The organism is Rathayibacter sp. Leaf185 (assembly GCF_001423885.1).
GTDB lineage: Bacteria > Actinomycetota > Actinomycetes > Actinomycetales > Microbacteriaceae > Rathayibacter.
In genome coordinates, this window is sequence record NZ_LMPP01000002.1 from 164253 (window position 1) to 190156 (window position 25904).

Here is a 25904-nt window from a genome sequence, read left to right on the forward strand (position 1 = left end):
GGACCTCCACCGGGGGCGCACGGCGGCTGGTAGCGTTTATGGGCCGGGTGCAGATATCCGGAGCCACCCCGTCGGAAGTCGTCATGTCACTGCGCTCTCTCCTCCCCGTCGCCGCCCTCGCGGCGTCCGCCCTCCTGCTGAGCGGCTGCACCGCCGCCTCCGACGATGCCGGAGGCTCCTCCACCCCGGTCGCCGACGGCACGCTCACCTACGCGTCCGGCGACGCCGAGCCCACCTGCCTCGACCCGCACGTCGGCGGCAACTACCCGCAGGCGCTGCTCGCCACGCAGGTGCTCGAGTCGCTGGTCTCGCGCGACGACACCGGAGCGATCACCCCCTGGCTCGCCGAGTCGTGGACCGTCTCGGACGACGCGCTCAGCTACGACTTCACGCTGCGCGAGGGGCTCACCTTCACCGACGGCACGCCGCTCGATGCGGAGGCGGTCGCCGCGAACATCGCGCACCTCCAGGACCCGGCGACCAAGTCGTCCACCGGCTACCTCGCCGTCGCGAAGGTCGCCACCGTCACCGCCGTCTCGCCGACCGTCGCGCGCTTCACGCTCAGCGCGCCCGACAGTGCGCTGCTCGAGTCGCTCGCGCAGCCGTGGACCGCGATCGAGTCGCCCACCGGCATCGCCCGCGGCGAGGAGGCGAACTGCGAGGCGCCCGTCGGCACCGGCCCGTTCACCGTGACGGAGTGGGTCAAGCAGGACCACGTGACCCTGACCCGCAACGACGCCTACGACGCCCAGGCCGGCCCGACCGGCGACGGTCACGACGGCCCCGCCTACCTCTCGAGCATCACCTGGCGCTTCATCCCCGACTCCGCCACTCGCTACGCCGCGCTGCAGGCCGGCGAGGTCGACGTGATCGACAACGCCCAGCCCGACACGCTCGCGGCGGCGACCGACGCCTCCGACCTGGTCGAGATCGACGCCCCGCGCCCCGGCTCGGTCAACCGCCTCGAGCTCAACTCAGGCCAGTCGCCGTTCGACGACCCGAGCGTCCGAGAGGCGTTCATCCGCGCGGTGGGTGTCAACGACGCGATCGACTCCCTCTTCTTCGGCACCGCCGCGCGCTCGTACTCGCCGCTGTCGAGCAGCGAGGCGACGGCCTACTCCGAGCCGTCTCTGTTCGAGGACGCCGGCTCCGACGACGAGGTCGCGGCGGCCGAGGACCTCCTCGAGGCGGCCGGCTGGGTCGACTCCGACGGCGACGGCATCCGCGAGAAGGACGGGACGCCGCTCACGCTCCGCCTGCCCGTGAGCACCAACCAGTCCATCCCGGCCGAGCAGTCGCTGTTCGAGCAGATCCAGGCCTCGGCCAAGACAGCCGGCTTCGACGTGCAGATCAGCCTGCTCGACCTCTCGAGCTGGTATGCGGCGCTCGCGGCGAACGAGTACGAGCTGGTCAGCGCGCCATACACGAAGGTCGGCCCGGACGTCCTGCGCATCCTGTACTCGTCCTCGGGCATCACGCCGGCGCCGAGCGGCTACTTCGCGAACCACGCCCAGGTGTCCGATCCGGCGCTCGACGCCCTGCTCGAGCAGGCGAGCGCGACGACCGACGAGGCCGAGCGTGCCGACCTGTACCAGCAGGCGCAGAAGATCGTGCTCGACGGCTACTGGATCCTGCCGCTCTACGACCAGCAGAACCACTACCTGCACCGTTCGGCCGTGCAGGGCGTCGCCGCCCTGGCGACCGTCTCGACCCCGTGGTTCGCGGACGCCTGGGTCTCGTAGCGCGCTGAAGCACGGGGATCTCGAGACGCCCGCTGCGCGGGCTGCGGGCTCGACCAGCGAGCTGATGCTTCACTGAGCGCACCGTGCCAGCACGCTGGTCGAGTAGCCGCTGCACGCGGCGTATCGAGACCCACCGGCGTCAGCTCTGTGGACGGATCGCCGCCTTCCCCACCATGTGGAGGAGCCGCGCCGCTTCGAGTCCGCCAAAGTTGTCGTACTCGGCGGTCGAGTACGACAACTCCTGGAGGTTCGAAGGGGCGGTCAGCAGGCACGCTCGACCGGGGGCAGGTGGACCCCGATCAGCACGGGACGGAGAGGAGGCACCGCATGATCCGACGCGTGCTCGCACGCCTCGGCGGCGCGCTCGTCGTGCTGTGGGCCGTCGCGACGGCGGTGTTCTTCCTCATCCGGCTGATCCCCGGCGACCCGGCGCAGGCGATCCTCGGCGGGCCCGGCTCGCAGGCGTCTCCGGAGGCGCTCTCCGCCGTCCGCGCGGAGTACGGCCTCGACCAGCCCCTCCTCGCGCAGTACCTGACGCAGCTCGGCCGCCTCGCGAGCGGTGACCTCGGCACCTCCTACTCCCTGCGCACTCCGGTCGTCGACCTGCTCGGGCAGCAGCTGCCCGGCACACTCCTCCTCGCCGCTCTCGCCCTGACGCTCGCGTGGATCCTCGCGCTCGCGACCGCCCTCTGGTCGACCCGCGGCGGCCGCGTCGCCGCCGCCATCGGCGCCGGCCTCGAGCTGACGGCCGCCGCGCTGCCGCACTTCTGGCTGGCGACCGTGCTGATCGCGGTCTTCGCGACCGCGCTCCGCTGGCTCCCTCCCGTGAGCACGAACTCTCCGAACGGGCTCGTGCTGCCCGCCCTCACCCTCGCGATCCCGCTCGCCGGCTTCCTCGGGCAGGTGATGCGCCGCTCCCTGCTCGACGCTCTCGAGTCGCCGTTCGTGCTGGCCGCCCGCGCGCGCGGCGAGGGCGAGCTCGGGATCCGCCTCCGTCACGCCCTGCGCCACGCGGTGCTGCCGGGTGTCTCGCTCTCGGGCTGGGCGTTCGGCTACCTGATCGGCGGCGCGGTCGTCGTCGAGACGATCTTCGCGAGGCCGGGTCTCGGCCGCACGCTGCTCTCGGCGGTGACCGTCCGCGACGTGCCCGTCGTCACGGGAGTCGTGCTCGTCACCGCCCTCGCCTACATCGTCGTGACCCTCGCGACCGACGTCGTGACGCGCCTCATCGATCCGCGGCTGGTGCGCGCATGAGCGAGCTCGAGCTGCGCGTCCCCCGCACCCGCGCCGGCCGCCTCCGCCCCGGCGACCTGCTCGCCCTCGTCTTCGTCGCCCTGCTGCTGCTCGCGGCCCTCGCCCCCGGCCTGCTCGCGCCCGCCGACCCCCTCGCGGTCGCGCCGACGGAGGCGTTCAGCCCACCGTCGCTCGCGCACCTGCTCGGCACCGACGAGTCGGGACGCGACGTCCTCAGCCGCCTGATCGCCGGCGCCGGCGCCTCCCTCCTGATCGGAGCGAGCGCGACGGCCATCGGGCTCGCACTCGGCGCGGTGCTCGGGGTGGTCGCGGCGTTCGGCGGCCGCTTCGTCGACGGCGTGATCGGGCGGATCCTCGAGGTGCTGTTCGCGTTCCCCGCTCTGCTGCTCGCGCTGCTGGTGATCGTGGTCACGGGCCCCGGAGTCGTGCCCGCGACGATCGCGGTCGGCCTCTCGACCGCGCCCGGCTACGCCCGCATCCTGCGCACGCAGCTGCTGGGCATCCGCGACTCCGGCTACGTCGAGGCCGCGCGCGTGCTCGGCCACCCGCCGTTGAGCATCCTGGTCGGCACCGTGCTGCCGAACACCTTCGGTCCCCTCGCCGTGCTCGCGACGCTCGGGGTCGGCCAGGCGATCGTCTGGGCGTCGGCGCTCAGCTACCTCGGTCTCGGCGCCGAGCCGCCGGCTCCGGAGTGGGGCGCGATGCTGTCGGCCGGGCGCACGTACCTCGCGAGCGCATGGTGGCTGACGGTGTTCCCGGGGCTCGTGATCGTGCTGACGACGATCGCGACGACGGTGCTCGGCGGGCGACTGCGGGGTGCGCGGTGAGCGCGGCGGTCGGCGGCGCCTCCGCGGTCGTCGTCGAGGGCCTGCGGGTCGCGTTCGACGGCGTCGAGGTCGTGCACGGCGTCTCGTTCCGCGTCGAGCCCGGCGAGTGCGTCGCGATCGTCGGCGAGTCCGGCTCGGGCAAGAGCGTCACCGCCCGGGCGCTGCTCGGGCTCGGCGGAGGCGCGGTGTCGGGCAGTATCCGGGTCGGCGATCAGGAGGTGGTCGGCGCGAGCGAGCGGGTGCTGCGGCGCCGCCGCGGGGCCGCCGTCGGCTTCGTGCCGCAGGACGCGCTGCAGTCGCTCGACCCGCTGCGCCCGATCGGCCGCGAGATCGGCGACGTGCTGCGCCTGCACGGGCGGCTCCCGGCGGCGGAGGCGTCGCGCCGGGTCGCGGAGGCGCTCGCGAGCGTCGGCATGCCCGATCCCGTCGAGCGGATGCGGGACCGGTCGGGTGAGCTGTCCGGTGGTCTGCGTCAGCGGGCGCTGCTCGCCTCCGCGATCGTGCTCGACCCGCCGCTGCTCGTCGCCGACGAGCCGACGACCGCGCTCGACGTCACCGTGCAGGCGCGCGTGCTCGAGCTGTTCGCCGAGCAGAAGGCGCGCGGCCGCGCACTGCTGCTCGTGTCGCACGACCTCGCCGTCGTGGCGGGGCTCGCCGATCGCATCCTGGTGCTCGCCGACGGCCGCGTCGTCGAGGAGGGGACCGCCGAGCAGGTGCTGCGCGCGCCGGTCAGCGCCGAGGCTCGGGCCCTCGTCGCCGCCGTACCGGCCGGGCGCCCGCGCGGGTCGCGGCTGACCGACCCCGACGCGCCCGCGGTCGCGCCCGCGCCGCCCGGAGACGTCGTGCTGCGCGCCTCCGGGCTCGTCGCCCGCTTCGGCTCCCGGACCGCGGTCGACGGCGTGGACCTCGAGCTGCGGCGGGGCGAGACGCTCGGGCTGGTCGGCGAGTCGGGCTCGGGCAAGAGCACGGTCGCGCGTCTGCTGCTGGCGCTGCGGCGTCCCGATGCGGGGTCGGTCGAGTTCGCGGGCGAGGCGTGGTCCCAGGCGCGCGAGCGCGATCGCCGCCCGCTCCGTCCCCGCATCGGCGCGATCTACCAGGACAGCCTGTCGTCGTTCGACCCGCGCTGGAGCGTGGGCCGCCTCCTGCGCGACGCCGGCGGACGCGGCGACGGGCCGCACGCCTCCGTGCCCGAGCTGCTGACGAGCGTCGGCCTCTCACCGGCGCTGGAGCGGCGCTCGCCGCGGACCCTCTCGGGCGGGCAGCGGCAGCGGGTGTCGATCGCCCGCGCGCTCGCCTCGCGCCCCGACGTGCTGATCTGCGACGAGCCGGTGTCGGCGCTCGACGTCTCGGTGCAGGCGCAGATCCTCGACCTGCTCGACGATCTGCAGCAACGCTTCGGACTGGCGCTGCTGCTGATCTCGCACGACCTCGGCGTGATCGCGCACATGAGCGACCGCATCGCCGTGATGCGCGACGGCCGCCTCGTCGAGACGGGCCCGGCCGCGTCCCTCCTCGCCGCCCCGCGCGAGGACTACACGCGCCGCCTGCTGGCCGACGCCCCGCGCCTCTGACCCCGGATCCCACTCCCGCCTCGGCGGAGGGCCGTCAGCCCGGCGGCCGCCCGACGCCGATCGACCAGGCGAGCGGCGGCGGCGTGCCGTTCAGCGCCCAGTCGCCCACGATCCGCTGCTTGTAGATCACCGGGTTGTGCGCGCCGACGGTGCGCGCGTTGCGCCAGTGCCGGTCGAGCGCGGCGCCCGCGGCGACTCCGGAGGATCCGAGCGCGTCGAAGAGGAGGGTCGCGGCCCGCGGCACCGACTCGGTGAGCAGCACCTGCGCCCGGTACACCTCGGCGCCGGCCGCGGGCACGAGTGCGGGATCCGCCGCCGCATCGCCCACCGCCTCCGCCGCGATCAGCACCGCGGCCCGCGCCCCGAAGGCGATCGCCGAGACCTCGCCGACGACCTCCTGGATCTGCGCGTCGTCGCGACCGTGGTCGGCCAGGCCGTGGCTGTACACGCGCGAGCGGGTGCGCACCGCGGCGACCGCATCCCGCTCGACCGCGGCGGCGATGCCCGCCAGCACGGCGAGCAGCTCGAGCTGGAAGAACGGAGTCTGGTGCGGTGCCCGCAGGATCGAGTCGAAGACGTGCTCCGGCTCGACGCGCGCGTCGGTGAAGACGGTCGTGCCGCTGCCCGAGAGCCGCTGGCCGAAGCCCGACCAGTCGTCCGTCGCGACGACCCCGGGCTGGTCGACCCGGATCACGACAGCGGTGTCGGTGCCGTCTTCGCGGCGCACCGTGACGTCGGTCCAGTCGGCGAAGATCGTGCCGGTGGAGTAGTACTTCGTGCCGTTGACGAGCAGCTCGCCGCCCCTCCTGGTGAGCGCGGTCTGCGTGACGCCGACCGCAGCCGTGCCGATCTCGCTCCAGGCGTTGCCGACGAGCTCGCCCGCGGCCAGCCGGCGCAGCCAGCCGTCGCGCACGGTCGACGGAGGGAAGGACAGCTGGTCCTCGACGAAGGCGAAGTGACCGCGCAGCGCCTGAGCGACGTTCGAGTCCGCTGTCGCCAGCTCGATCAGGAGCGACGCGGTCTCGCGCAGGGTGAGCCCCCAGCCGCCGAACTGCGCAGGCACCCGGAGGCCGCCGAAGCGCGCCTCCCGCAGTCGGGCGATCGGCTCGAACGGCAGCTCCCGGTCGAGCTCGCGCCGGACGGCACCCGCGGCGATCTCGTCGAAGACCGGCCGGAACGCGGCCCGCGCCTCCCTGGCGCTCACGTGTACAGCGACAGCGGCTGCACGTCGCCGGTCAGGTAGTTCGCGCCGACCTCGAGCTTCTTGTAGTCCACGGGGTCGTGCAGCGAGTGGGTGCGCACGTTGCGCCAGTACAGGTCCAGGCCCACCGAGCTCTTCGCGGAGGAGGAGCCGGTCGCCTCGTAGATGCGCGTCGTCACGTCGAGAGCGAGCGCATCCGTCACGATCTTCACCTTCGCGATCTCGATCGCCTGGGCGGCGCGCGACTCGGCCGTGACGTCCCAGCCGCGGGCGATCTCGGCGTCGTGCAGCGCGCCCGCGCGGTCGGCCAGCGCCTCCGCGGCCGCGGTCTGAGCGACCAGCTCGCCGTAGAGCCGGCGCACGAAAGGATCCTGCGCGTACGTCTCGACGCCCGAGAGGAACCACGAGTTCTTGCGCGCCAGCGTCAGCCCGCGCCCCTTGGCGAGAGCGCCCTGCGCGATGCCGAGGTAGAGGTTGCCGAAGCCGAGCTGGATCGACGGCGTGACGAGTGTCGCGAACGGCTCGTCGACCAGCGCGCCGAGCACCTCCGACGCGTCGACGCGCACTCCCGTGAAGCGCACCGATCCGGAGGCGCTCTGCCGCTGCCCCAGGTAGTCCCAGTCGCCGAGCGGCTCGATCCCCTCGCGGTCGCGCGGGATCACGAAGGTCAGCGTCTCGCCGGCGCGGTCTCCGGAGGCGATCACCGCGTTCACCAGCACCGCGTCGCCCGAGGAGACACCGGTCGAGAAGCGCTTGAGGCCGTTCAGCTCGAAGCCGTCGCCCCGCGGAGTCAGCTCCAGATCCGGATCGACCGGGTTCACCGAGTCGCCCCAGAGCCACTGGCCCTCGATCGTCGCGCGGAAGAAGCGCTCGCGCTCGGAGGGCTGGGCCGAGAATGCGATGTTCGACGAGTTGACGTAGTGGTACAGCAGGATCTGCGCGAGCGACGCGTCCGCGGAGGCGAGGATGCGGATCACCCGGAACGCCGTGCTCCAGACCGCGCCGCCGCCGCCGAACTCGGCCGGGTCGAGCAGATTCACCAGGCCGGAGGAGCGCAGCGGCTCGAGCTCGGCGGTCGGGTCGAGGTTGCCGCGGTCGCGGGCGAGGACGTCCTCGGCCAGGGTCTCGGCGACCCGGTACGCGATCGCGTCCCAGTGCTCGTGCTCGGCGGGGGTGGCGGTGTGGTTCCAGTGGGAACGCGGCTCGGTCATCGTGCGGGCTCCGGTTCGAGATCGGGGAGGAGGCGGAGGACGCTGTCGGGCAGGCCGTCGGCCGCGCTGGGGCCGCCGGCGTAGGCGCCGCGGTAGGCGGCGGCGGGGTGCGACTCCGGCACGCGGACCTGGCCGGGGCCGCTGAGGTACTCGCGCAGGGTCGAGCCCTCGTACTCGTCCCAGACCCGGCCGCGACGGCGCAGCTCCGGCACAGCGAGGTCGACGAAGTCCTCGAAGGTGCCGGGGGTGACCACGTAGGCGAGGTTGAAGCCGTCGATGCCGGCGACGTCGACCCAGCGCTCGAGCTCGTCGGCGACGGTGCTCGGCGAGCCGACGATCACCGGGCCGATCCCGCCGATGCCGAGGTACTCCGCGATGTCGTTCGGGGTCCAGGCGCGGTCGGGGTCGGCCTTGGTGAAGATCGAGAGGGCGCTGCGCACCGCATCCGTGTCGACGTAGCTGAGCGGCTCGTCAGCGGGGAACTGCGAGAGGTCCAGGCCCGACCAGCCGCCGTAGAACGCCATGGCTCCCTCGCGGGACGAGTAGGTCTTGTAGTCGGCGTACTTGGCCTGCGCCTCGGCGTCGGTCTCGGCCACGATCACCGTCGCGAGGATGAGGATCTTCGGATCCGTGCGCTTCCGTCCGTGCGCCTCGGCGCGGTCGCGGATCGCATCGGTGGTGCGCCGGGTCAGCTCGGGCTGGAGGGCGTTGATGAAGACGGCCTCGCCGTGCTTCGCCGAGAAGTCGATGCCGCGCGGCGAGGCGCCGGCCTGGAAGATCACGGGCGTGCGCTGCGGCGACGGCTCCGAGAGGTGGATGCCCGGCACGCGGTAGTGCGTGCCGACGTGCCCGATCGGGTGCACCTTGCGCGGGTCGGTGAACACACCGCGCTCGCGATCGCGCAGCACGGCGCCCTCCTCCCACGAGCCCTCCCAGAGCTTGTAGGCGACGTCGAGGAACTCCTCCGCGATCTCGTAGCGCTCGTCGTGCGGGATCTGCCGCTCGAGTCCGAGGTTCTGCGCGGCGGACTCGAGGTAGGAGGTGACCACGTTCCAGCCGATGCGGCCCTTGGTGAGGTGGTCGAGGGTCGAGAGCCGGCGCGCGAGGGAGTAGGGCTGCTCGTAGGTGGGCGAGATCGTGACGCCGAAGCCGAGGTTCTTCGTGGCCGCGGCCATCGCCGGGATCTGCAGCAGCGGGTCGTTGACCGGCACCTGCGCCGAGTCGATCAGCGCGGGGCCGACGGAGCCGCGGTACACGTCGTACACGCCGAGCACGTCGGCGAGGAACAGGGCGTCGAAGGTGCCGCGCTCGAGCGTCTTCGCCAGGTCGACCCAGTACTCGAGGTCGTTGTAGCGGTCGGCCTGCGAGTCGGGGTGCCGCCAGAGGCCGGGTGCCTGATGTCCGACACAGGTCATGTCGAAGGCGTTGAGGACGATGCGGGACGCCATGTGTGTATCCGTTCGGTTCGCGAGTGCTCCGGATCGGACGTTAGGCGAGCGGGCGGACGGCCGTCGGATCGCGGTGCAACCCGGCGTAACGAAGCGTCCCGCCCTAGCAGAACCGCCGCGCCCCGCCGCCGTGTTGCGTCGCGTGACGCTCCGTTGCGCTCGATGACCGGGTGGGTAGGACTCGGTCGAGGTCCACAGCCACGATGTGACGCGGCGACAGAGTCCTCCGGATCGACGGCGCCGTCACAGCATCCCCGACTCCCCGAAGCAGGCACTCATGCGATTCCGCACCCTCACCTCCGCGGTGGCGCTCCTCGCCGCCGCGACGCTGGTCCTCACCGGCTGCTCCCTGAAGGAGGAGTCCTCAAGCAGCTCCTCCGAGTCCTCGGCGAACGCCGCGGCGTCGACGACCTCCCTCGCCGACATCCCGAGCCTCGAGGGCAAGACGGTCGGCATCGCGGCGAAGGACATCGTCCACGACTTCTCCCGCATCGTGTACCAGTCGGTGCAGGACCGCGTGAAGGAGCTCGGCGGCACCGTCGTCGCCACGCAGGCCGAGGCGAAGGACGACAAGCACGTCTCGGACATCGAGAACCTCGTCTCGCAGAAGCCCGACGCGATCATCGTGATCCTCGGCGACGCGACGACTCTCGCGCCGGCGCTGAAGGAGGTGCACGACGCGGGCATCCCGCTGTTCACCATCGACAACGTGTCCGAGTACTCCGAGAACAACGTCACCAGCGACAACTGGCAGATCGGCTCGACCCTCGCCCGCACCATCGCCGAGGACATCGGCGGCTCCGGCCAGATCCTGGTCTTCAACGGCTTCCCCGGCGTCGCTCCGTGCCGCATCCGCTACAACGAGCTCAAGCTCGTGCTCGAGGACTACCCGGACATCCAGATCATCCAGCCCGAGCTGCAGGACAAGTACGAGGGCACGATCGAGGACGCGAAGCAGCAGATCGGCGACGCCCTCTCGCGCTACCCGAAGGGCGAGATCGCGGCGATCTGGTCGTGCTGGGACACCCCGCAGATCGGCGCGGCCCAGGCCGTCGACGCGGCGGGCCGTGACGAGATCAAGATCTACGGAGTCGACGCCGACCAGGGTGCGCTCGATCTGATCGCCGACCCCGCCTCCTCCTACACCGCGACCGTCGCGCAGCAGAACGTCGCCATCGGCGCCGGCTCGGCCGACAACGTCGCCAAGTTCCTCGGTGGGGAGGCCGACTCGGTCACCCCGACGACCTACTTCGCTCCGGTGCTGATCGACAAGGCGAACATCGCCGAGAAGACCGCGGAGCTCGGTCTCAGTGAGTAGCGCGGCGCCGGCCCTCGTGATGGAGGGCGTCACCAAGTCCTTCGCCGGAGTGCCGGTGCTGCGCGGCGTCGGGCTCACCCTCGGCCGCGGCGAGGTCGTCGCGCTCGTGGGTGAGAACGGCGCCGGCAAGTCGACGCTGATCAAGATCCTCACGGGTCTGTACTCGGCCGACGCCGGATCGATCGCGATCGACGGAGCGCCGGTCGCGATCACGGCGCCGCGCGACGCCGAGCGGGCCGGGATCCGGGTCGTGCACCAGGATCGCCACCTCGCCGGCCGGCTCACCGTCGCCGAGCAGCTCTACCTCGGTCACGAGGGGCTGCGCCGCAGAGGCACGTCGGCGGAGGCGGTGCTCGGCGAGCTCGTCGGGCTCTCGGTCCGCGGCGACACCCTGGTCGACGACCTCACCGTCGCCGAGCAGCAGCAGCTGCAGATCGCGCGGGCGCTGCTCGTCGAGCCGCGCATCCTCGTGCTCGACGAGCCGACCGCGCCGCTGGCCGCCGCGGAGGTGGAGGCGCTGTTCGCGTCGATCCGCAGGCTCCAGGCGCGCGGCGTCTCGGTGATCTACATCTCGCACTACCTGCAGGAGGTGCAGCGCATCGCGAGTCGTGTGGTCGTGCTGCGCAACGGAGCCACTGTGGGCAGCATCGACCTGATCGACGGCGACGCCGAGCAGGGCGCCCGGATCGTCGAGCTGATGCTCGGCCGCGATGTCGAGGAGTTCGCGATCCGCTCCGACCGGGTGGTCGCCTCCGATGTCGCCCCCCTGCTCGAGCTCGAGGCGCTCACCGTGCCCGGTGCGCTCGCCGCGCTCGACCTGGTCGTGCGGCCCGGCGAGATCGTCGGCGTGACCGGCCTGGTCGGCTCCGGTGTCGACGTGCTGGCGGATGCCGTGGTCGGCCTGACCCGCCGCGGGGGCCGCGTGCGCGTGGCCGGCTCCGCGACCGCGACTGCTCGCGCCTTCGTCGCCGCGGGTGGCGGCTACGTGCCCAGCGACCGGCGCCGCGACGGCGTGCTGGTGGCGCACACGATCAGGGAGAACCTCTCGATCGCCTCCCTCTCGCGGATCAGCCGGTGGGGCGTCCTGCCCAGCCGTCGACGCGACCGGGCTCTGGCCGTCGAGCAGATCGCCGCGCTGGACGTGCGGCCCGCGAACCCGGAGGCCGTTGTCGGCACGCTCTCGGGCGGCAACCAGCAGAAGGTCGCCATCGGCAAGTGGCTCGCCGCCGAGTCGCGGGTGTTCGTGCTCGATCAGCCCACCGCCGGTGTCGACGTCGGTAGCCGCGCCGCGATCTACGCCCTGGTCAACCGCCTCGTCGACGAGGGCGCCGGCATCCTGCTCGTCTCGCTCGACCTCGAGGAGCTCGTGGGCCTCGCCGACCGCGTCGTGGTGCTGCACCGCGGCGAGGTGCGCGCCGAGCTGCCGCGCGCCGAGCTCAGCATCGACCGGGTGCTCGCGATCGCCTCCGGCGCTCTTCTGCCGGGATCACTGGAGGCCGCATCATGACCCTCACCGCCACGCCCCCGCAGACGGAGGCTGATGCCGCGCCGCGCGCACGTCGCCGCGGCATCGGAGCGCTCGCCCTGATCGGCTACCTCGTCGTCCTCGTCGAGATCGTGCTGTTCAGCGTGGCCTCGCCGGTCTTCGCGACGGGCGGCAACGTCTCGACGATCCTGATCCAGGCGGTCGTGCCCGCGATCGCGGGCTTCGGCCTGGCGATCGTGGTGATCACGGGCGGCGACGACGTGGTCCGCGGAGGCATCGACCTCGCCTCCGGCCCGATCGTCGGCCTCTCGGGGGTCGTCGCGGCCGTCGCGCTGACCGCCGGTCTCGGAGCGATCCCGGCCGTGCTGCTCGCCCTGCTGGTCTCGGTGGGCTTCGGAGCGATCAGCGGCACCGCCGTCACCCTCGGGCTCCGCCCGCTGCTGGCCACGCTCGCCGTGTCCGGCATCGTCGGCTCCGTGGTCTTCCTCGCCACCGACAATGTGAAGGTGCCGGTCGCCGATCCGCTGTTCGACTGGCTGCGGGGCGGTGCGGTGCTCGGCGTTCCCGCGCCGGTCGTGGTGCTCGCGGTGGTCACCGTGGTGACCGCGCTCGCCGTCGGGCGGACGCCGTGGGGGACCCGCAGCTACGCGGTCGGGCAGAACCCGACGGCGGCGAGCGTCGCGGGCGTGCCCGTCTGGCGCTACGTCTTCACCAGCTATCTGCTGTCGGGGCTGCTGGCGGGGATCGCGGGCCTGCTGCTCGCCGCCCGCCTCGCCGCCGCGGTACCCGGGATCGGCAACCAGATCCTGCTCGACATCATCGTCACCGCCTACCTCTCGGTCGTGTTCTCGCGCCGCTTCGTGGTGACCATCGGAGGCACGCTGCTCGCCGCGGTCTTCGTCGCCGCGCTCGGCAACGGCTTCACCCTGATCGGAGTCGACAGCCAGTGGGTCGGCGCGATCAAGGGGCTTCTCATCCTGCTCGTCCTCGGCCTCGCGGCACTGCGAGAGAGAGGGGTCCGCTCGTGACCGCGCTCGCCGTCCTGCCCGTCGGAGAGTCGCGCCGCGCCCTCGCCGTCCGCCTGCTCGCCCCCGCGACCGTCGTGGTCCTCCTCGCCGTCTTCGGCGCCGGCGTCCCCGGCTACTTCGCGCCGACCAACCTGCTCAACGTGGCGAGCGCCGGCGCCCTCCTGCTGATGGCGGCCTGCGCGATGACCCTCGTGGTCCGCGCGGGCGGCATCGACCTCTCGATCGGCATCGCGATCGACCTGGCCGCGCTGGCCGCGACGGCGCTGATCGCCGACGGCTACGTCACCTGGTTCGCGGTCCTGCTCGGGCTCGGCTTCGGGATGCTCGCGGGCGTCGTGAACGCGGTGCTGGTGATCGTCTTCCGCATCCGCGCGTTCCTCGCCACTCTCTCGGTCTGGTTCATCGGCACCAGCGCGCAGCAGCTGCTCACCGGCGGCGGCGCGCCGATCTACCTGCGCCGCCAGGAGACGCCCGACGCGTTCGCCGCCTGGGGCAACGCGACCGTTCTGGGCATCGGAACGCCGGTGCTGCTGGCCGTCGCCGTCGCCGTCGTGGTCTGGCTGCTGCTCGACCACACCCGCTGGGGCCGCGTGCTGACCGCCGCGGGGGAGCAGCCGGGAGCGACGCGGATCGCCGGGCGGCGCGTGGGGATCTCGCTCGCCTCCGCCTTCATCGTCGCGGCGCTGATCGGTGCGCTGGCCGGGATCGTGCTCGCCTCGCGCAGCTACGGCTTCTCGCCGGCGAGCGGCCAGCTCTACGTGCTCGACGCGATCGGGGCGGTGTTCATCGGAGCGACCCTCTCCGCGCACGGGCGGCCGAACGTGCTGGGCACCGCGATCGGCGTGCTGATCTTCGGCCTGATCAACAACGGACTCGTGCTGCTCGGCGTCTCGTTCTACTGGCAGGGTCTGGTCCGCGGCTCCGTGCTGCTGCTGCTCCTGCTGGCCACGTCGCTGCTGCGCCGCGAGTCGATCGCGCCGCCGCTGCGGACGCTGCTGTCGTCGCGGAGCTGAGGACGGCGCGCGGCTGACCGGCCCTGCTAGGCGGCGTCTCGGCGAGATCCGGGCTCCTTGCCCACCGGCAGCACGACGGCCGGGCACGGAGGCGCGGTCAGGAGCTCGTGCGCGACGGCAGCACGGCCGTGCCGGCCACCGCCGATCACCAGGAGACTCGCGTGCCGGGCCGCCCGATCCAGAACCGCGGCCGGGAAGCCCTCGGTGACCACGCTCCGCACGGTGAGCGCGGGATGCGCCAGCCGGGCCGCCGCTGTCGCGCTCTCGACGAGGCTGCGGCCCGCGGAGGCGACGCGCTCGGCGTGCGTCTCGGCCGACATCAGCGCCGGATCCCACATGTTGACCGGCGACACCGCGTGGACGATCACGAGTTCCTCGCCGAGCGCGTCCGCCTCCGACGCGGCGAACAGCACGGCCTCGCGATCGGCGTCGCCGACACCGACGACGACTCCGGAGCGCGTGCCGGGCACGACCAGGGGGACGATCGCGACCGGACAGTGCGCGCGGGGCGCGACCGCGAAGGCGGGAGAGTGGCGGAACTCGTGCGACGCGTCCTCACGGGAATGCGCTCCCACCACGATCATCCGCGCGGTCCGGGACTCCTCGACGAGCCGGTGGACGGTGTCGGCGGGCTTCGTGGCGGTGCTCTCGACGATCTGCAGCGCGGAGGCGTCGAGACCCAGGCGACCCGCTCGGCTCCGCGCCCACTCCACGGCCTGACGTCCTTCCCGTGTGGTCGCCGCTCCGATCACGATCCTGTCGTCCATCAGTACTCCTCGACTCTGCCGGCGGCCACCTCGGCACGTCGCGTGATCCGAGCATGCTCCTCTCCGACAGGCGCCACGGGAGGGGTTGCTGCCAGTCCTTTCAGCCCGTCGGGCGGGGCGACAGCCGGCTCTCGGCCGGCACGGCGGCCTCGAACGGATCGATCGGCTCCGTCAGCCCCGCAGGCCGTCCACGAACTCGCGGATGTCGGCCACCAGGAGCTCCGGCTCCTCGAGCGCCGCGAAATGGCCGCCGCGCTCGGGCACGTCGGTCCACCGCACGATCGTGTGCGCATCCTCGACGAAGCGGCGGATGCCGATGTCGTGCGCGAAGCAGATCACCGCCGTCGGCACGCCCGAATCCTCGGGAACCGCGCCCCACTCCGCCTCCTGTGCGTAGCCGACGTAGGCGGCCGAGCCCGCGGTCGCGGTGAACCAGTACAGCGACGCGTTCGCGAGCAGGAACTCCAGCCCGACGACGTCCTCCGCGGCGGCCTCGAGCGGATGAGTCCACGCTCGGAACTTGTCGATCTGCCACGCGAGCTGCGCGGCGGGGGAATCGCTGAGCAGCTCGCCGACGAGCCCCGGCCGGGTCGACTGGATCGCGATGTAGCCGAACTCGTTCCGCATGAACTCGCCGATCCTCCGCAGCCGGTCCTGCTCGAGCGGAGTGAGCGAGGCGGCGGTCTCGTCGTCGACCTCGGGCGTGAAGCCGAGGGTCCCGTTCACGTGCACGCCGATCACGCGGTCGGGTGCGACCCGCGCGACCTCGGGCGCGACTCCGGCCCCGAGGTCACCGCCCTGCACGGCGAACCGGTCGTAGCCGAGCCTGGTCATCAGCTCCGCCCAGGTCTCGGCGATCCGCCGCGTCGTCCAGCCTCCGGAAGTGAGCGGCGACGAGAATCCGAAGCCGGGGAGGGAGGGGATCACCACATCGAATCCGGCCCCGGTCAGCGGCTCGATCAGCCCGAGCAGCTCGAGGTAGGAGCCGGGCCAGCCGTGCGTGAGCAGCAGCGGGACGGCGCCGGGCGCCTCCGACCGCACGTGCACGAAATGGATCGTCTGCCCGTCGATGACGGTGGTGAACTGCGGCGCCTCGTTCAGCTGCTCCTGGTAGCCGGGCCAGTCGAAGTCGGCCCAGGCGTCCACGAGCCCGCGGAGGTAGCCGGTCGGCACTCCGGTGGCCCAGTCGTCACCGGGCAGGGGCTCGGGGAGGCGCGTGCTGCGCAGTCGCGCGCGCAGGTCGTCGACGGCGCTCGCCGCGATGTCGACGCGGAAGGGGTGGATGCTCGCTGCTTCGCTCATGTCTCCACCCTGTGCGCCATTGCGGTCACAATACGGCCGCGATGTCATGATGGATCATGTCGCGCACCACCGGACGCACCCTGGAGCTGCTCGGCCTGCTGCAGACGCGCCGCGACTGGAGCGGTGCCGAGCTGTGCGGACGGCTCGGTGTGAGCGCACGCACCCTCCGCCGCGACGTCGACGATCTGCGCGGCCTCGGCTACGGCATCGACTCGGTGCCGGGTGTCGGCGGCGGGTACCGCCTCGGGATCGGCGCGTCCGTCCCTCCGCTGGTGCTGTCGACGGAGGAGGCGGTCGCGATCGCGGTCGGGCTGCGGGCCGCGGCGAGCACCACGGTCACCGGCATCGAGGACGCCGCCGCGCGCGCCCTGGTCAAGCTCGAGCAGTCGCTGTCGGCCGGGACCCGCGAGCGGATCACCGCGGTGGAGCGCGCCGTGCTGACCCTGGGCGGCTCGGTCGAGCCGGTCGACCTCGACACCGTGGTGACGATCGCCCGCGCGATCCGTGATGCGCGCAGCCTCCGGATCGACTACACCCGGCATGACGGCGAGGAGGTGCGCCGCACGATCCAGCCGCACCGCATCGTGCACACGGGCTCGCGCTGGTACGTGGTCGCGCGCGACGCCGACCGCGACGCCTGGCGCACGCTGCGTCTCGACCGGCTCGTGCCGCGCCTCCCGCTCGCCGAGCCGTTCACCCCGCAGGCCGTCCCCGACGAGGCCGTCCGCGACTTCGCGTCGCGCAGCATCTCGGTCGCGCCCTATCCGCACCGCTACCGGGTCCGGATGCACGCGCCGGCCGCCCGGGTCTCGGCGCTGTTCGGGCCCGCGGTGGCGCGGGTGACGGCGGTCGACGAGGGCTCGTGCGAGCTGGAGGCGGGGGCCGCGTCCCCGGAGCAGTTCGCGCTCTACATCGGCACGGCGGGCATCGACTTCGACGTGCTCGAGGGCGAGGACCTGCGCGCCGCCCTCGCGACGATCGGCGAGCGCCTGATCCGGGCGGGGCTCAGCCCGCGAGAGCCCGCGTCCGCTGCACCGCCCAGACCGTGAGCGCGAAGCCCAGCACGCTCGCGGCCACGACGAGCAGCGCCGTCCAGCCGCCCGACTGCCAGAGCACGCCCGCGAGCGCCGACCCGAGCGCGCCGCCGGCGAAGTTGCCCACGATGTAGACCGTGTTGAGGCGGCTGCGCGCCGCAGGATCGATCGACAGCATCCGCGTCTGCGCGAGCACCTGCACGGCCTGCAGCCCGATCGAGAAGACGCCGACCGCCACCAGCACGACCACGATCGACGCGGCACCGATGCCGGCGATCACGAGTCCGAGCAGTGCCACCGCCAGGCCGATTCCGAGCGCCGGCAGCGAGAGCCCCCGGTCGAACAGGCGCCCGACCCGCTGCGCCGAGATCGCACCGGCGATGCCGACCAGGCTCACCAGCCCGATCGCCGTCGCCGAGTAGGAGTAGGGGGCGCTGCTGAGGAGGAAGGTCAGACCCGTCCAGAACAGGGTGAACGCGCACATCGCCGAGCCGCCGAGCAGCACCGTCACCCGCACCGCGCGGCTTCCGGCGACGGTCCGCAGCACCGAGCCGAGCAGCGTCGAGTAGCGCACGCGCTCCCGCGGGGGCAGGCTCGGCAGGCGCCGCGCCATGACGAGAGCAAGCACGAGCATCAGCACCGCGGCTCCCGCGAAGACGGCGCGCCAGCCGAGCAGGTCGGCGACGATCCCGCTGATCGCCCGCGAGATCAGAAGCCCCAGCATGAGGCCGGAGGCGACCGTGCCGAGCACGCGGCCGCGCTGCTCGTCACTCGCGAGGTCGCCGGCGAGCGGAGTGAGCAGCTGCCCGGCGACGGTCGTCACGCCGATCATCGCGAGGGTCGTGAGCAGCACGGGGAACGCCGGCGCGAGGGCCGTCGCGGCGAGGAACACCGCCGCCAGGACCATCAGCGCGGGGATCATCCGCCGGCGGTTCAGCGTGTCGCCGAGCGGAACGAGGAAGAAGACGCCGAGGGCGTAGCCGACCTGTGTGACGGTGACCAGCAGTCCCGCCGCGCTCGTCGTCACGCCGAAGGAGCCGGCGATGACGCCGAGCAGGGGCTGGGCCCAGTAGAGGTTGCCGACGGCTGCGCCGCCGGCGATCGCGAAGAGGAGCGTGAGGCCGGGCGGCATGTCGGGCGAGGTGCGGGCCGAGGTGCGGGTCGTCACGCGGCGGTGTCCTCCGCGAACACGCGCTGCGCCACGTCGATGGCCGACAGGGCCTTCGGCCGGCCGGCGCGGAAGGCGAGGCGGGTGACGATCTCCACGGTCTCCTCCTCGATCAGTCCGTTCACACGTCCCATCCTGACGTGCGATTCGAGCTGCACGACACTCCCACCGGTGACGAGGGAGGCGATCGTGACGAGGCTGCGGTCGCGCGGGGCGGGCTCCGGGCGCTCCCGGACGTCGAGGACCTTCTCGGTCAGGTCGACGACCTGCGGCGCGGCCTCGCCGATCGTGGCGCGGGGAGGGCCGGGGGTGAGGTCGGGCATGGGGATCCTCTCGTGAGCGGACGGTGCCGCACGACCAGGGAAGCCGTCCCCGGGGGTGCGGGGGAGTCACTGTCCAGACGTGTCCTGGCAAGGAACCCTTCGCGCCGCGGGGGCGTCGTAGCGTGAGACCCATGAGCGTCAACGACCCCGAGGCCCGCGATTTCCTGGTCTCCCGCCGCGCCCGGCTCACCCCCGAGCAGGTCGATCTGCCCCTCGGAGGCGGCGCTCGCCGCGTTCCCGGCCTCCGCCGCAGCGAGGTGGCCCAGCTCGCCGGGGTGAGCATCGAGTACTACTCGCGGCTCGAGCGCGGAGACCTGCGCGGCGCCTCCGAGGGGGTTCTCGACGCCCTCGCGCGGGCACTGCGGCTCGACGAGGCCGAGCGCGCGCATCTGCTCGATCTCGCCAGGGCCGCGGGAGGCTCCCCGGTGCGCCGCCGAGCCCGCCGGCCGGTCGACGTGCGCCCGGGGCTGCAGCTCGCGCTCGACTCGATCACGGCGGGGCCGGCCTTCATGCGCAACGGGCGCCTCGACGTCCTGGCCGAGAACGCCCTGTTCCGCGCGCTCTACGGCGATCTCTACGAGCGCCCGGAGCGCCCGGTCAATCTCGCCCGCTTCACGTTCCTGCAGCGCGAGCTCTCCGAGCGCTTCCATTCCGACTGGGAGGCGGCGGCCGACATCAGCGTCGGGATCCTCCGCACCGAGGCGGGTCGGGATCCCGGCGATGTCGCCCTGCAGACGCTGATCGGCGAGCTCTCGACCCGGAGCGACGAGTTCCGGCGCCGCTGGGGCGCTCACGACGTGCGGCACCACGCGAGCGGGAGCAAGTTCTTCCATCACCCCGTCGTCGGCGATCTCCACCTGGTCTACGAGGCGCTCGAGCCGATGAACGACCCGGGGCTGAACTTCCTGATCTACAGCGCCGAGCCCGGCTCGCCGAGCGCCGACGCGCTGTCGCTGCTCGCGAGCTGGTGGGCGACCCGGGAGGCCGCCTCCGTCGCCTCCGCCTCTGTCGCCGAGGGAACCGGTTCTGCGCGGGACACCGCGTAGAACGCGGCACCTCGGCGAGAACCGGTTCCCCCGCGTCACTCGTACCGGAGCGACGTGACCGGGTCGGCGCGCGCCGCGCGGGCCGCCGGCAGCGTCCCGGCGAGGAACGCGATCAGCATCACCACGAGCACCACCAGCAGGATCGACACCGGGTCGAACGCGATCAGGTTCAGCCCCGGAAGATCCGCCAGCAGCGAGCCCGAGAGCACCCCGCTGATCGCCGTGCCCGCCGCGACGGCGAGCAGGGCGCCGATCGCGCTGCCGAGGAAGCCGATGAAGGCCGCCTCGATGCTGAACAGGGTGAACACCCGTCCGCTGCCCATGCCCATCGCCTTCATCAGGCCGATCTCGCGGGTGCGCTCCTGCACGCTCATCAGCAGCGTGTTGACGATGCCGAAGCTCGCCGCGAGCAGGGCGATGATCGCGAAGGCGTTGAGCACGAGCACGATGCCGTCGACGACCGTCTTGATCGTGCCGAGCTGGTCGGCGACCGTGCTGCCGGTGTAGCCGGCGTCGGAGAGGCGGTCCTTCAGCGCGGTGACCTGCTCGTCGGTCGCATCGGAGGCGAACCGCACGCTGGCCTGCGCGTAGCGGTCGACCTGATCGGCCGGCACTCCGATGTTCTGCGTGGTGAAGAGCTCGTCGGTGAGGGCGTCGTTCGGGACGATGCTCGCCCCGGCGGGCGAGGCGACGCTCGCCTCTGCGACGCCGACGACCGTCGCCTCGATCACGTGCTGCGTCCGCTGGGCGTCCGTGATGCCGATCGAGAGCGTCTGCCCGACCGCGGCCGCATCGTCGGCGAAGCCGAGCGGCTCGACGAACGACGTCGGCAGCACGACCTGCAGCTCGGAGGAGCTGTCGTCGGGGTCCTCGCCCGCCGTCAGCTGGATGGTCTGCCCCTCGACGAGGCTGCCGACGCTCGCGACGTACTTCGTGCCGTCGCCCTGCGCGACGTAGTCGGCCGAGATCGACTTCACGGCGTTCACGTCGAGCACGCCGTCGATGCCGGCGAGCGTGTCGAGGTCGCCCGGGGTGAGGGCCACGACGGTCTGTCCCGGCGCGCCGACTCCGCCGCTCGCGATCGAGTCGGGGTCGTACTCGGTGGGGCCGGAGTCGAGCCCGGCCGCCTCGTCGGAGGTCTTCGTGACGGTCATCACGTCGGAGGCGCCGACGCCGCTGACCGTGTCGTCGATGTAGGCGTTGATGCCCGTGCCGAGGCCGTTGGTGAGGGTGAGGGTGAAGGCGCCGACGAAGATCGCGAGGATCGTCAGCAGCGTGCGGGTCTTCGAGCGGAAGGTGTTCGAGATCGCGGTCCCGATCAGGTCGACGGTCCTCATGCGGCCACCGCCGCCGAGTCCTCGACGAGCACGCCGTCGCGGATGAGGATGCGCCGGTCGCAGCGGGCCGCCAGCTCCTCGTCGTGGGTCACCACGATCAGCGTGATGCCGTTCTCGCGGTTCAGCGCGAACAGGATGTCCTCCACCACGCCTCCGGTCGCCGTGTCGAGGTTGCCCGTGGGCTCATCGGCGAAGATGATCCGCGGGTTGTTGACCAGCGCCCGCGCGATCACGGTCCGCTGCTTCTGCCCGCCCGAGAGGTCCACCGCCTTGCTCCTCGCCTTGCCGTCGAGCTCGAGCTGCTCGAGCGCGGCGAGGCCGCGGCGCTTGCGCTCGGCCCGGCCGACTCCGGCGATCTTCATCGGCAGCACGACGTTGTCGAGCACCGAGGCGTTCGCCGTCAGGAAGAACTGCTGGAACACGAAGCCGAAGGTGCGGTTGCGCGTGGTGTTGAGTCGGCGCCCCTTGAGAGTGCTCGTGTCGACGCCCTCGAGCTCGACCACTCCCGACGTCGGCGCGTCGAGCAGCGCCAGCACGTGCATCAGCGTCGACTTGCCCGACCCGCTCTTGCCGACGATCGCGACGCTCTCGCCCTCGCGGATGTCGAAGCTCACGCCCTTGAGCGCGTCGAAGCGGTTCTGGCCCTTCCCGTAGGACCGGTGGACATCTCTCACAGAGATGATGGGCGTGCTCATGGGTCTCCCTCGCGGCGCGGTCCGGGCCGTCCGGTGCGCCTCCACCAGGCTCGATCACCCGCTGCCCGGGCGCGTCCCCCACCCGCGTCGTCCGTGTACCGCGGTCGTGGTAGTCGCCGCGCCGCGTCCGGGGGACTCGCGCCGCTGATGGCGCCCGCGACAATGAGGCATGGCCACGATCGAGCCCGGGCACGTCCCCGGGCACCGCAGACCCCCGGGCTGGGTCGGCGACCTGATCGCGGCGGTCGTGATCGCTGTGCTGGCCCTGGCGCCGTTCCCGGGCCGCGAGTACCGGGCGACGAGCGGTCTCGCGCTCGGGCTGACGCTCACGCCGATCCTGCTCCTCCCGCTGCGGAGGCGCTGGCCGGTCGCCGTGCTCGGCGGCACGGTCGCGCTCTACGGAGCGGCGGCCCTCACCGGAACCCTCTCGCCCGGCATCGTCATCGCGGCGGCCGTCGCGATGTTCGCGGTCGCGAACCGGCGCCCGCGGCGGCTGAGCGTGATCGTGATGGTCGCGACGGCCGCCTCGATCCTCCTGCTCAGCCTCCTGGCGGCGACGGTCGGCGCCCTCGACGCCCGCGTCATCCAGTTCGCAGTGATCATCGCCTTCGCGGGTGCCGCGGGCGACGCGACCCGTTCGCGCCGCGAGTACATCGTGGCCGTCACCGAGCGGGCCGAGCGGGCCGAGCAGACCCGCGAGTCCGAGGCGCGCCGGCGAGTGACGGAGGAGCGCCTCCGTATCGCCCGCGACCTGCACGACGCCGTCGCCCACCAGATCTCGGTGATCAGCCTCAACGCCGGAGTCGCCTCCTCGGCTCTCGAGACCCGGCCCGACAGGGCGAGGGAGGCGCTCGGCACGATCCGCACCGCCGCGCGCTCGGTGCTCGGCGAGATCGGCGACCTGCTGGAGGTGCTGCGCAGCGACGAGCGGCTCGCCGAGTCGGCCGGCCCGCAGCCCGGCCTGGAGCGCCTCGACGAGCTGGTCGGCCGCTTCGAGGCCGACGGCCTGCAGATCACCCTCCGCACCGACGGCGACACCGGAGCGGTCACCGGCGCGGTCGATCTCGTCGCCTACCGCGTGGTGCAGGAGGCGCTCACCAACGCTCACAAGCACGGCGCCGAGCGCCGAGCGCACGTCCTCCTCGACGTCTCCGACGAGCGGGTCGAGATCGTCGTGACGAACCCGGTCCCGGCGGAGGCGCCACCCGCGCCCCGGGGAGCCGGTCACGGTCTGCTGGGACTGCGCGAGCGGGTCGCCTCCGTCAGAGGCTCGGTCACGACCGGCCCGGCGCCCGGCGGATACCGCCTCGCGGCGGCGCTGCCGCTCCCGCAGCCACTCGCGGATCGCGTTCCCGACCCACCCGTGCATCCTCATCCCTCGTCTCCCTCCTCCCGCACGAACGAACCCCGCACGAACGACGCCGGAACGGACCACGCATGACCACCGTTCTCGTCGTCGACGACCAGGCGCTCATCCGCCAGGCCGTGTCGGACATCCTCGGAGGCACCTCCGACATCGAGGTGGTCGGCGAGGCCAGGAACGGGCGTGTCGCCGTGGAGCTGGCGCGAAGCCTCCGTCCCGATGTCGTGCTGATGGACATCCGCATGCCCGAGCTCGACGGCATCGGCGCCACGGCCGAGATCTGCGCCGACCCCGCGCTCGTCGGCACGCGGGTCCTGATCCTGACGACCTTCGAGGAGGACGAGTACCTCGTGTCGGCCCTCCGCTCCGGCGCCAGCGGCTTCCTCGGCAAAGGCGCCGAGCCCGAGGAGATCGCCGCGGCCGTCCGCGCCGTCCACGCGGGCGACAGCCTGCTCTCGCCCGCGGCGACCCGCAGCCTGATCACCCGCTACGTCCTCGCGCCGGCGACGACGATGATCGTGCCGCCCGAGTTCGAGCACCTGACCGAGCGCGAGCGCGAAGTGCTGCTGCTCGTGGCGCGCGGCCGCTCGAACCAGGAGATCGCGCAGGAGCTGTTCATCTCACCGCACACCGCGAAGACGCACGTGAACCGCACGATGACCAAGCTCGGAGCGCACGATCGCGCGCAGCTGGTGATCCTGGCGTACGAGAGCGGCCTGCTGGCGCCCGGCGCCTCCTGAGGCCCTCCAGGCCGATGAGGCCCTAGAGCCCGATGTCGACCGGCGTGCCCTCGCCCATCTCGCCGGCGGAGTCGTTCATCGTCGCGTAGACCCCGGTCGGGACGTTCGGCAGCAGCGCGACGGAGCGCGCGACCGCCGCGAGCTCCGACTCGGTGCCGCCCGTGACGAAGAAGAGGTACTCGGGCTCGCCGTCGGCGTTCGCCCACTCCTCGCCGCTGTCGTACTCCTCGACGGGCCCCTCGAGGTCGGAGAGCAGAGTCTCGATCTCGTCGATCCACGGGAACAGGTACTCGTCGTCGTCGGCCTGCTCCGGCGCTCCGGGGTCGCGGGTCAGGGGCACGTGGATCTCGAGGAACGTCTCGCTCATCCTGAGACCGTAGCGCCGAGGGAACCTGTTCTCGCCCAGACACCGCGCCGAACGCGGCACCTCGGCGAGAACTGGTTCCCCCGGCGAGGTCGAGCTCTCGGCCCCCAGCGAAGGAGCCGCGCTACGCTCCGGCCGCCCGCGTCCGGGTCCGCAGGCGGTACAGGCTCGTGGTCGCGGCGATGAACAGGTCGGTCCCGTCCGGACCGCCGAAGCAGACATTGGCCACGACCTCGGGCACGGGCGCGAACAGGATCTCGGCTCCGGCGGGGGAGAAGACGTGCACGCCGTCCCCGGCCGACGACCAGAGGCGCCCGGCCTCGTCGACCGTGATGCCATCGGGGACGCCGTGCTCGATCTCGGCGAAGAGCCGGCCGCCGCGCGCGGTGGCTCCGCGCTCCACGACCTCGTAGGCGCGGATCCAGTGGCCGGGGCCGTCGTCCATGGCGCGCGCGGTGTCGGTCACGTAGACGGTCCCGCCGTCGGGCGAGAAGGCGATGCCGTTCGGCTGCTCGATGTCGGTGATGACGGGCGAGAGGCCGTCCTCGGCGGACCAGCGGAAGACCCAGCGGGCCCCGTACTCGAGCTCGCCCGGATGCCCTTCGCGCGGCTGGCTGATGCCGTAGTCCGGATCCGTGAACCAGTAGGAGCCGTCGGGCGCGAGTGCGACGTCGTTGGGCGAGTTCAGCCGTCCGCCGTCCCAGCTCGACACGAGCTCCTCGAGAGTGCCGTCCGTCCGCTCGCGCTCCAGCCTGCGGCGCCCGTGCGAGCACTGGACGACGCTCCCGTCGGCGTCGAGGAGGCGTCCGTTGGTGAACTCGACGCCCTCGCGGTGCACCGACGTCTCCCCGGTGGCGTCGTCCCACTGCAGGATCCGGTCGTTCGGGATGTCGCTCCAGCGCAGGCGCCCCTCGGCGGGGATCCAGAGCGGGCCCTCGCTCCAGACGGCACCCGTGGCCAGCCTCTCGAGCGCCCCGTCGCCGTGCAGCAGTGTCTCGTCGGTCATCGTGTCCGCCCTCGTCCTCGAGTCCGCGCGGCGCTGCCCGCACCGCGCCTCCCAGTCTGCCGCCCTCGCGTCTGCCTCTCCGCACCGACCACCCGGAGCACGCGCGTCCCCCCGACGTGGTTCCCTCAGGGGAGACAGTCCCGCCCGACCCCCAGGAGGCCCCCGTGACCGATGCCGACGCCATCCACGAGCTCGAGCAGCAGGAGCGCGAGCTCGTGCTCGACTCCTTCGACCACGACACCGCCTGGGAGCTCGGCTCCCGCATCACCGAGCTCGCCCGCGGGTCCGCCGTGGCCGTCGACATCCGCCGGCCCGGGCTCGTCCTGTTCCGCGCAGCACTGCCCGGCAGCACTCCCGATCAGGAGTCGTGGCTCGCCCGCAAGTCGGCCGTGGTGCTGCGCCTGGAGTCGAGCAGCGCCCTCGCCGCCGCGCGCTTCGCCGCGCACGGCGGAGACCCGTCGACGGGCGGCTGGCTCGGTCCCGACTACGCCCTCACCGGCGGCTCCTTCCCTCTCAGGGTGCGGGGCGTCGGAGTCGTGGCCGCCGCCACCGTCTCGGGCCTCGCCTCGATGGACGACCACGACCTCGTGGTCCGCGGCCTCCGCGAGCTGCTCGAGAGCGCGACGCACTCGGGCTGAGGACCGCGCCCCGGCTCCGCCT

General features: G+C 72.7%; 24 protein-coding genes. 13 read left to right on the forward strand and 11 right to left on the reverse strand.

The window, feature by feature from the left end; genetic code table 11:
• Window positions 1-83 precede the first annotated feature (83 nt).
• From ASG06_RS08085 to ASG06_RS08100, 4 genes are all read left to right on the forward strand, one after another.
• Window positions 84-1742 carry an ABC transporter substrate-binding protein gene (locus ASG06_RS08085; protein WP_056040876.1) on the forward strand — a complete coding sequence of 553 codons (1659 nt, stop codon included), beginning with the start codon at window positions 84-86 and terminating at the stop codon, window positions 1740-1742.
• Between the two features lie 327 nt (window positions 1743-2069).
• Complete coding sequence (locus ASG06_RS08090; protein WP_056040879.1) at window positions 2070-2996, forward strand: ABC transporter permease; 927 nt, start codon at window positions 2070-2072, stop codon at window positions 2994-2996.
• Entirely contained in the window at window positions 2993-3823 is an 831-nt protein-coding gene (locus ASG06_RS08095) for an ABC transporter permease (RefSeq protein WP_056040881.1), read from the forward strand. The genes ASG06_RS08090 and ASG06_RS08095 overlap by 4 nt, the downstream gene beginning before the upstream one ends.
• Window positions 3820-5394, forward strand: a complete 1575-nt coding sequence (locus ASG06_RS08100; RefSeq protein WP_056040884.1) for an ATP-binding cassette domain-containing protein — start codon at window positions 3820-3822, stop codon at window positions 5392-5394. The genes ASG06_RS08095 and ASG06_RS08100 overlap by 4 nt, the downstream gene beginning before the upstream one ends.
• Window positions 5395-5428: 34 nt before the next feature.
• On the opposite strand, the gene ASG06_RS08105 is transcribed toward ASG06_RS08100, so the two are convergent.
• From ASG06_RS08105 to ASG06_RS08115, 3 genes are read right to left on the reverse strand one after another with little or no spacing between them, the layout of a single operon-like run.
• A complete protein-coding gene (locus tag ASG06_RS08105) occupies window positions 5429-6598 on the reverse strand; it encodes an acyl-CoA dehydrogenase family protein (RefSeq protein ID WP_056040886.1) in 1170 nt (389 codons plus the stop codon).
• Window positions 6595-7806, reverse strand: a complete 1212-nt coding sequence (locus ASG06_RS08110) for an acyl-CoA dehydrogenase (protein WP_056040888.1) — start codon at window positions 7804-7806, stop codon at window positions 6595-6597. Before ASG06_RS08110 ends, ASG06_RS08105 begins: the two co-directional genes overlap by 4 nt.
• Window positions 7803-9254 carry an LLM class flavin-dependent oxidoreductase gene (locus ASG06_RS08115; protein ID WP_056040903.1) on the reverse strand — a complete coding sequence of 484 codons (1452 nt, stop codon included), beginning with the start codon at window positions 9252-9254 and terminating at the stop codon, window positions 7803-7805. The genes ASG06_RS08110 and ASG06_RS08115 overlap by 4 nt, the downstream gene beginning before the upstream one ends.
• A 277-nt stretch (window positions 9255-9531) precedes the next feature.
• Here ASG06_RS08115 and ASG06_RS08120 point away from each other — a divergent pair, with 277 nt between their 5' ends.
• Genes ASG06_RS08120 through ASG06_RS08135 form a run of 4 tightly spaced genes read left to right on the forward strand, consistent with a single transcriptional unit; the run spans window position 9532 to window position 14099 of the window.
• Window positions 9532-10572, forward strand: coding sequence for a sugar ABC transporter substrate-binding protein (locus ASG06_RS08120; protein ID WP_056040905.1), 1041 nt, complete (start codon window positions 9532-9534; stop codon window positions 10570-10572).
• Window positions 10565-12079 (forward strand): sugar ABC transporter ATP-binding protein, encoded by a 1515-nt coding sequence (locus ASG06_RS08125; protein WP_156465930.1) that lies wholly within the window; start codon window positions 10565-10567, stop codon window positions 12077-12079. The genes ASG06_RS08120 and ASG06_RS08125 overlap by 8 nt, the downstream gene beginning before the upstream one ends.
• Window positions 12076-13086 (forward strand): ABC transporter permease, encoded by a 1011-nt coding sequence (locus tag ASG06_RS08130; RefSeq protein ID WP_056040908.1) that lies wholly within the window; start codon window positions 12076-12078, stop codon window positions 13084-13086. The genes ASG06_RS08125 and ASG06_RS08130 overlap by 4 nt, the downstream gene beginning before the upstream one ends.
• Window positions 13083-14099, forward strand: a complete 1017-nt coding sequence (locus tag ASG06_RS08135; RefSeq protein ID WP_056040910.1) for an ABC transporter permease — start codon at window positions 13083-13085, stop codon at window positions 14097-14099. The genes ASG06_RS08130 and ASG06_RS08135 overlap by 4 nt, the downstream gene beginning before the upstream one ends.
• Before the next feature lie 26 nt (window positions 14100-14125).
• On the opposite strand, the gene ASG06_RS08140 is transcribed toward ASG06_RS08135, so the two are convergent.
• On the reverse strand, window positions 14126-14866 hold the full coding sequence (locus ASG06_RS08140) for a universal stress protein (RefSeq protein WP_056040912.1): 741 nt from the start codon (window positions 14864-14866) through the stop codon (window positions 14126-14128).
• Window positions 14867-15037: 171 nt separating this feature from the next.
• Window positions 15038-16168: an epoxide hydrolase family protein gene (locus tag ASG06_RS08145; RefSeq protein ID WP_056040913.1), complete on the reverse strand. Its 1131-nt coding sequence runs from the start codon at window positions 16166-16168 to the stop codon at window positions 15038-15040.
• 56 nt (window positions 16169-16224) lie between these two features.
• On the opposite strand from ASG06_RS08145, the gene ASG06_RS08150 reads away from it, so the two are divergent.
• Window positions 16225-17217 carry a helix-turn-helix transcriptional regulator gene (locus tag ASG06_RS08150; RefSeq protein ID WP_056040914.1) on the forward strand — a complete coding sequence of 331 codons (993 nt, stop codon included), beginning with the start codon at window positions 16225-16227 and terminating at the stop codon, window positions 17215-17217.
• On the opposite strand, the gene ASG06_RS08155 is transcribed toward ASG06_RS08150, so the two are convergent.
• A complete protein-coding gene (locus ASG06_RS08155) occupies window positions 17174-18370 on the reverse strand; it encodes an MFS transporter (protein ID WP_231727661.1) in 1197 nt (398 codons plus the stop codon). The genes ASG06_RS08150 and ASG06_RS08155 overlap by 44 nt on opposite strands.
• Window positions 18367-18693, reverse strand: a complete 327-nt coding sequence (locus tag ASG06_RS08160) for a carboxymuconolactone decarboxylase family protein (protein ID WP_056040916.1) — start codon at window positions 18691-18693, stop codon at window positions 18367-18369. The genes ASG06_RS08155 and ASG06_RS08160 overlap by 4 nt, the downstream gene beginning before the upstream one ends.
• Before the next feature lie 131 nt (window positions 18694-18824).
• On the opposite strand from ASG06_RS08160, the gene ASG06_RS08165 reads away from it, so the two are divergent.
• Complete coding sequence (locus ASG06_RS08165) at window positions 18825-19739, forward strand: helix-turn-helix transcriptional regulator (protein ID WP_056040917.1); 915 nt, start codon at window positions 18825-18827, stop codon at window positions 19737-19739.
• A gap of 35 nt (window positions 19740-19774) precedes the next feature.
• Here ASG06_RS08165 and ASG06_RS08170 read toward each other — a convergent pair whose 3' ends face one another.
• Both ASG06_RS08170 and ASG06_RS08175 read right to left on the reverse strand, forming a co-directional pair.
• The gene (locus tag ASG06_RS08170) at window positions 19775-21076 is read right to left on the reverse strand and encodes an ABC transporter permease (RefSeq protein ID WP_056040919.1); all 1302 of its coding nucleotides are present in this window, start codon (window positions 21074-21076) and stop codon (window positions 19775-19777) included.
• Entirely contained in the window at window positions 21073-21771 is a 699-nt protein-coding gene (locus ASG06_RS08175; RefSeq protein ID WP_056040922.1) for an ABC transporter ATP-binding protein, read from the reverse strand. Before ASG06_RS08175 ends, ASG06_RS08170 begins: the two co-directional genes overlap by 4 nt.
• A gap of 169 nt (window positions 21772-21940) precedes the next feature.
• On the opposite strand from ASG06_RS08175, the gene ASG06_RS08180 reads away from it, so the two are divergent.
• Complete coding sequence (locus tag ASG06_RS08180; RefSeq protein WP_082499065.1) at window positions 21941-23212, forward strand: sensor histidine kinase; 1272 nt, start codon at window positions 21941-21943, stop codon at window positions 23210-23212.
• On the forward strand, window positions 23209-23874 hold the full coding sequence (locus ASG06_RS08185) for a response regulator transcription factor (RefSeq protein ID WP_056040925.1): 666 nt from the start codon (window positions 23209-23211) through the stop codon (window positions 23872-23874). The genes ASG06_RS08180 and ASG06_RS08185 overlap by 4 nt, the downstream gene beginning before the upstream one ends.
• Before the next feature lie 22 nt (window positions 23875-23896).
• Here the strand turns inward: ASG06_RS08185 and ASG06_RS08190 are convergent, their stop codons facing one another.
• A complete protein-coding gene (locus ASG06_RS08190; protein ID WP_056040927.1) occupies window positions 23897-24241 on the reverse strand; it encodes a hypothetical protein in 345 nt (114 codons plus the stop codon).
• 121 nt (window positions 24242-24362) lie between these two features.
• Entirely contained in the window at window positions 24363-25244 is an 882-nt protein-coding gene (locus ASG06_RS08195) for an SMP-30/gluconolactonase/LRE family protein (protein WP_056040929.1), read from the reverse strand.
• 164 nt (window positions 25245-25408) lie between these two features.
• Between ASG06_RS08195 and ASG06_RS08200 the strand changes: the two genes are divergently transcribed.
• A complete protein-coding gene (locus ASG06_RS08200; protein WP_056040931.1) occupies window positions 25409-25882 on the forward strand; it encodes a heme-degrading domain-containing protein in 474 nt (157 codons plus the stop codon).
• Window positions 25883-25904 lie beyond the last annotated feature (22 nt).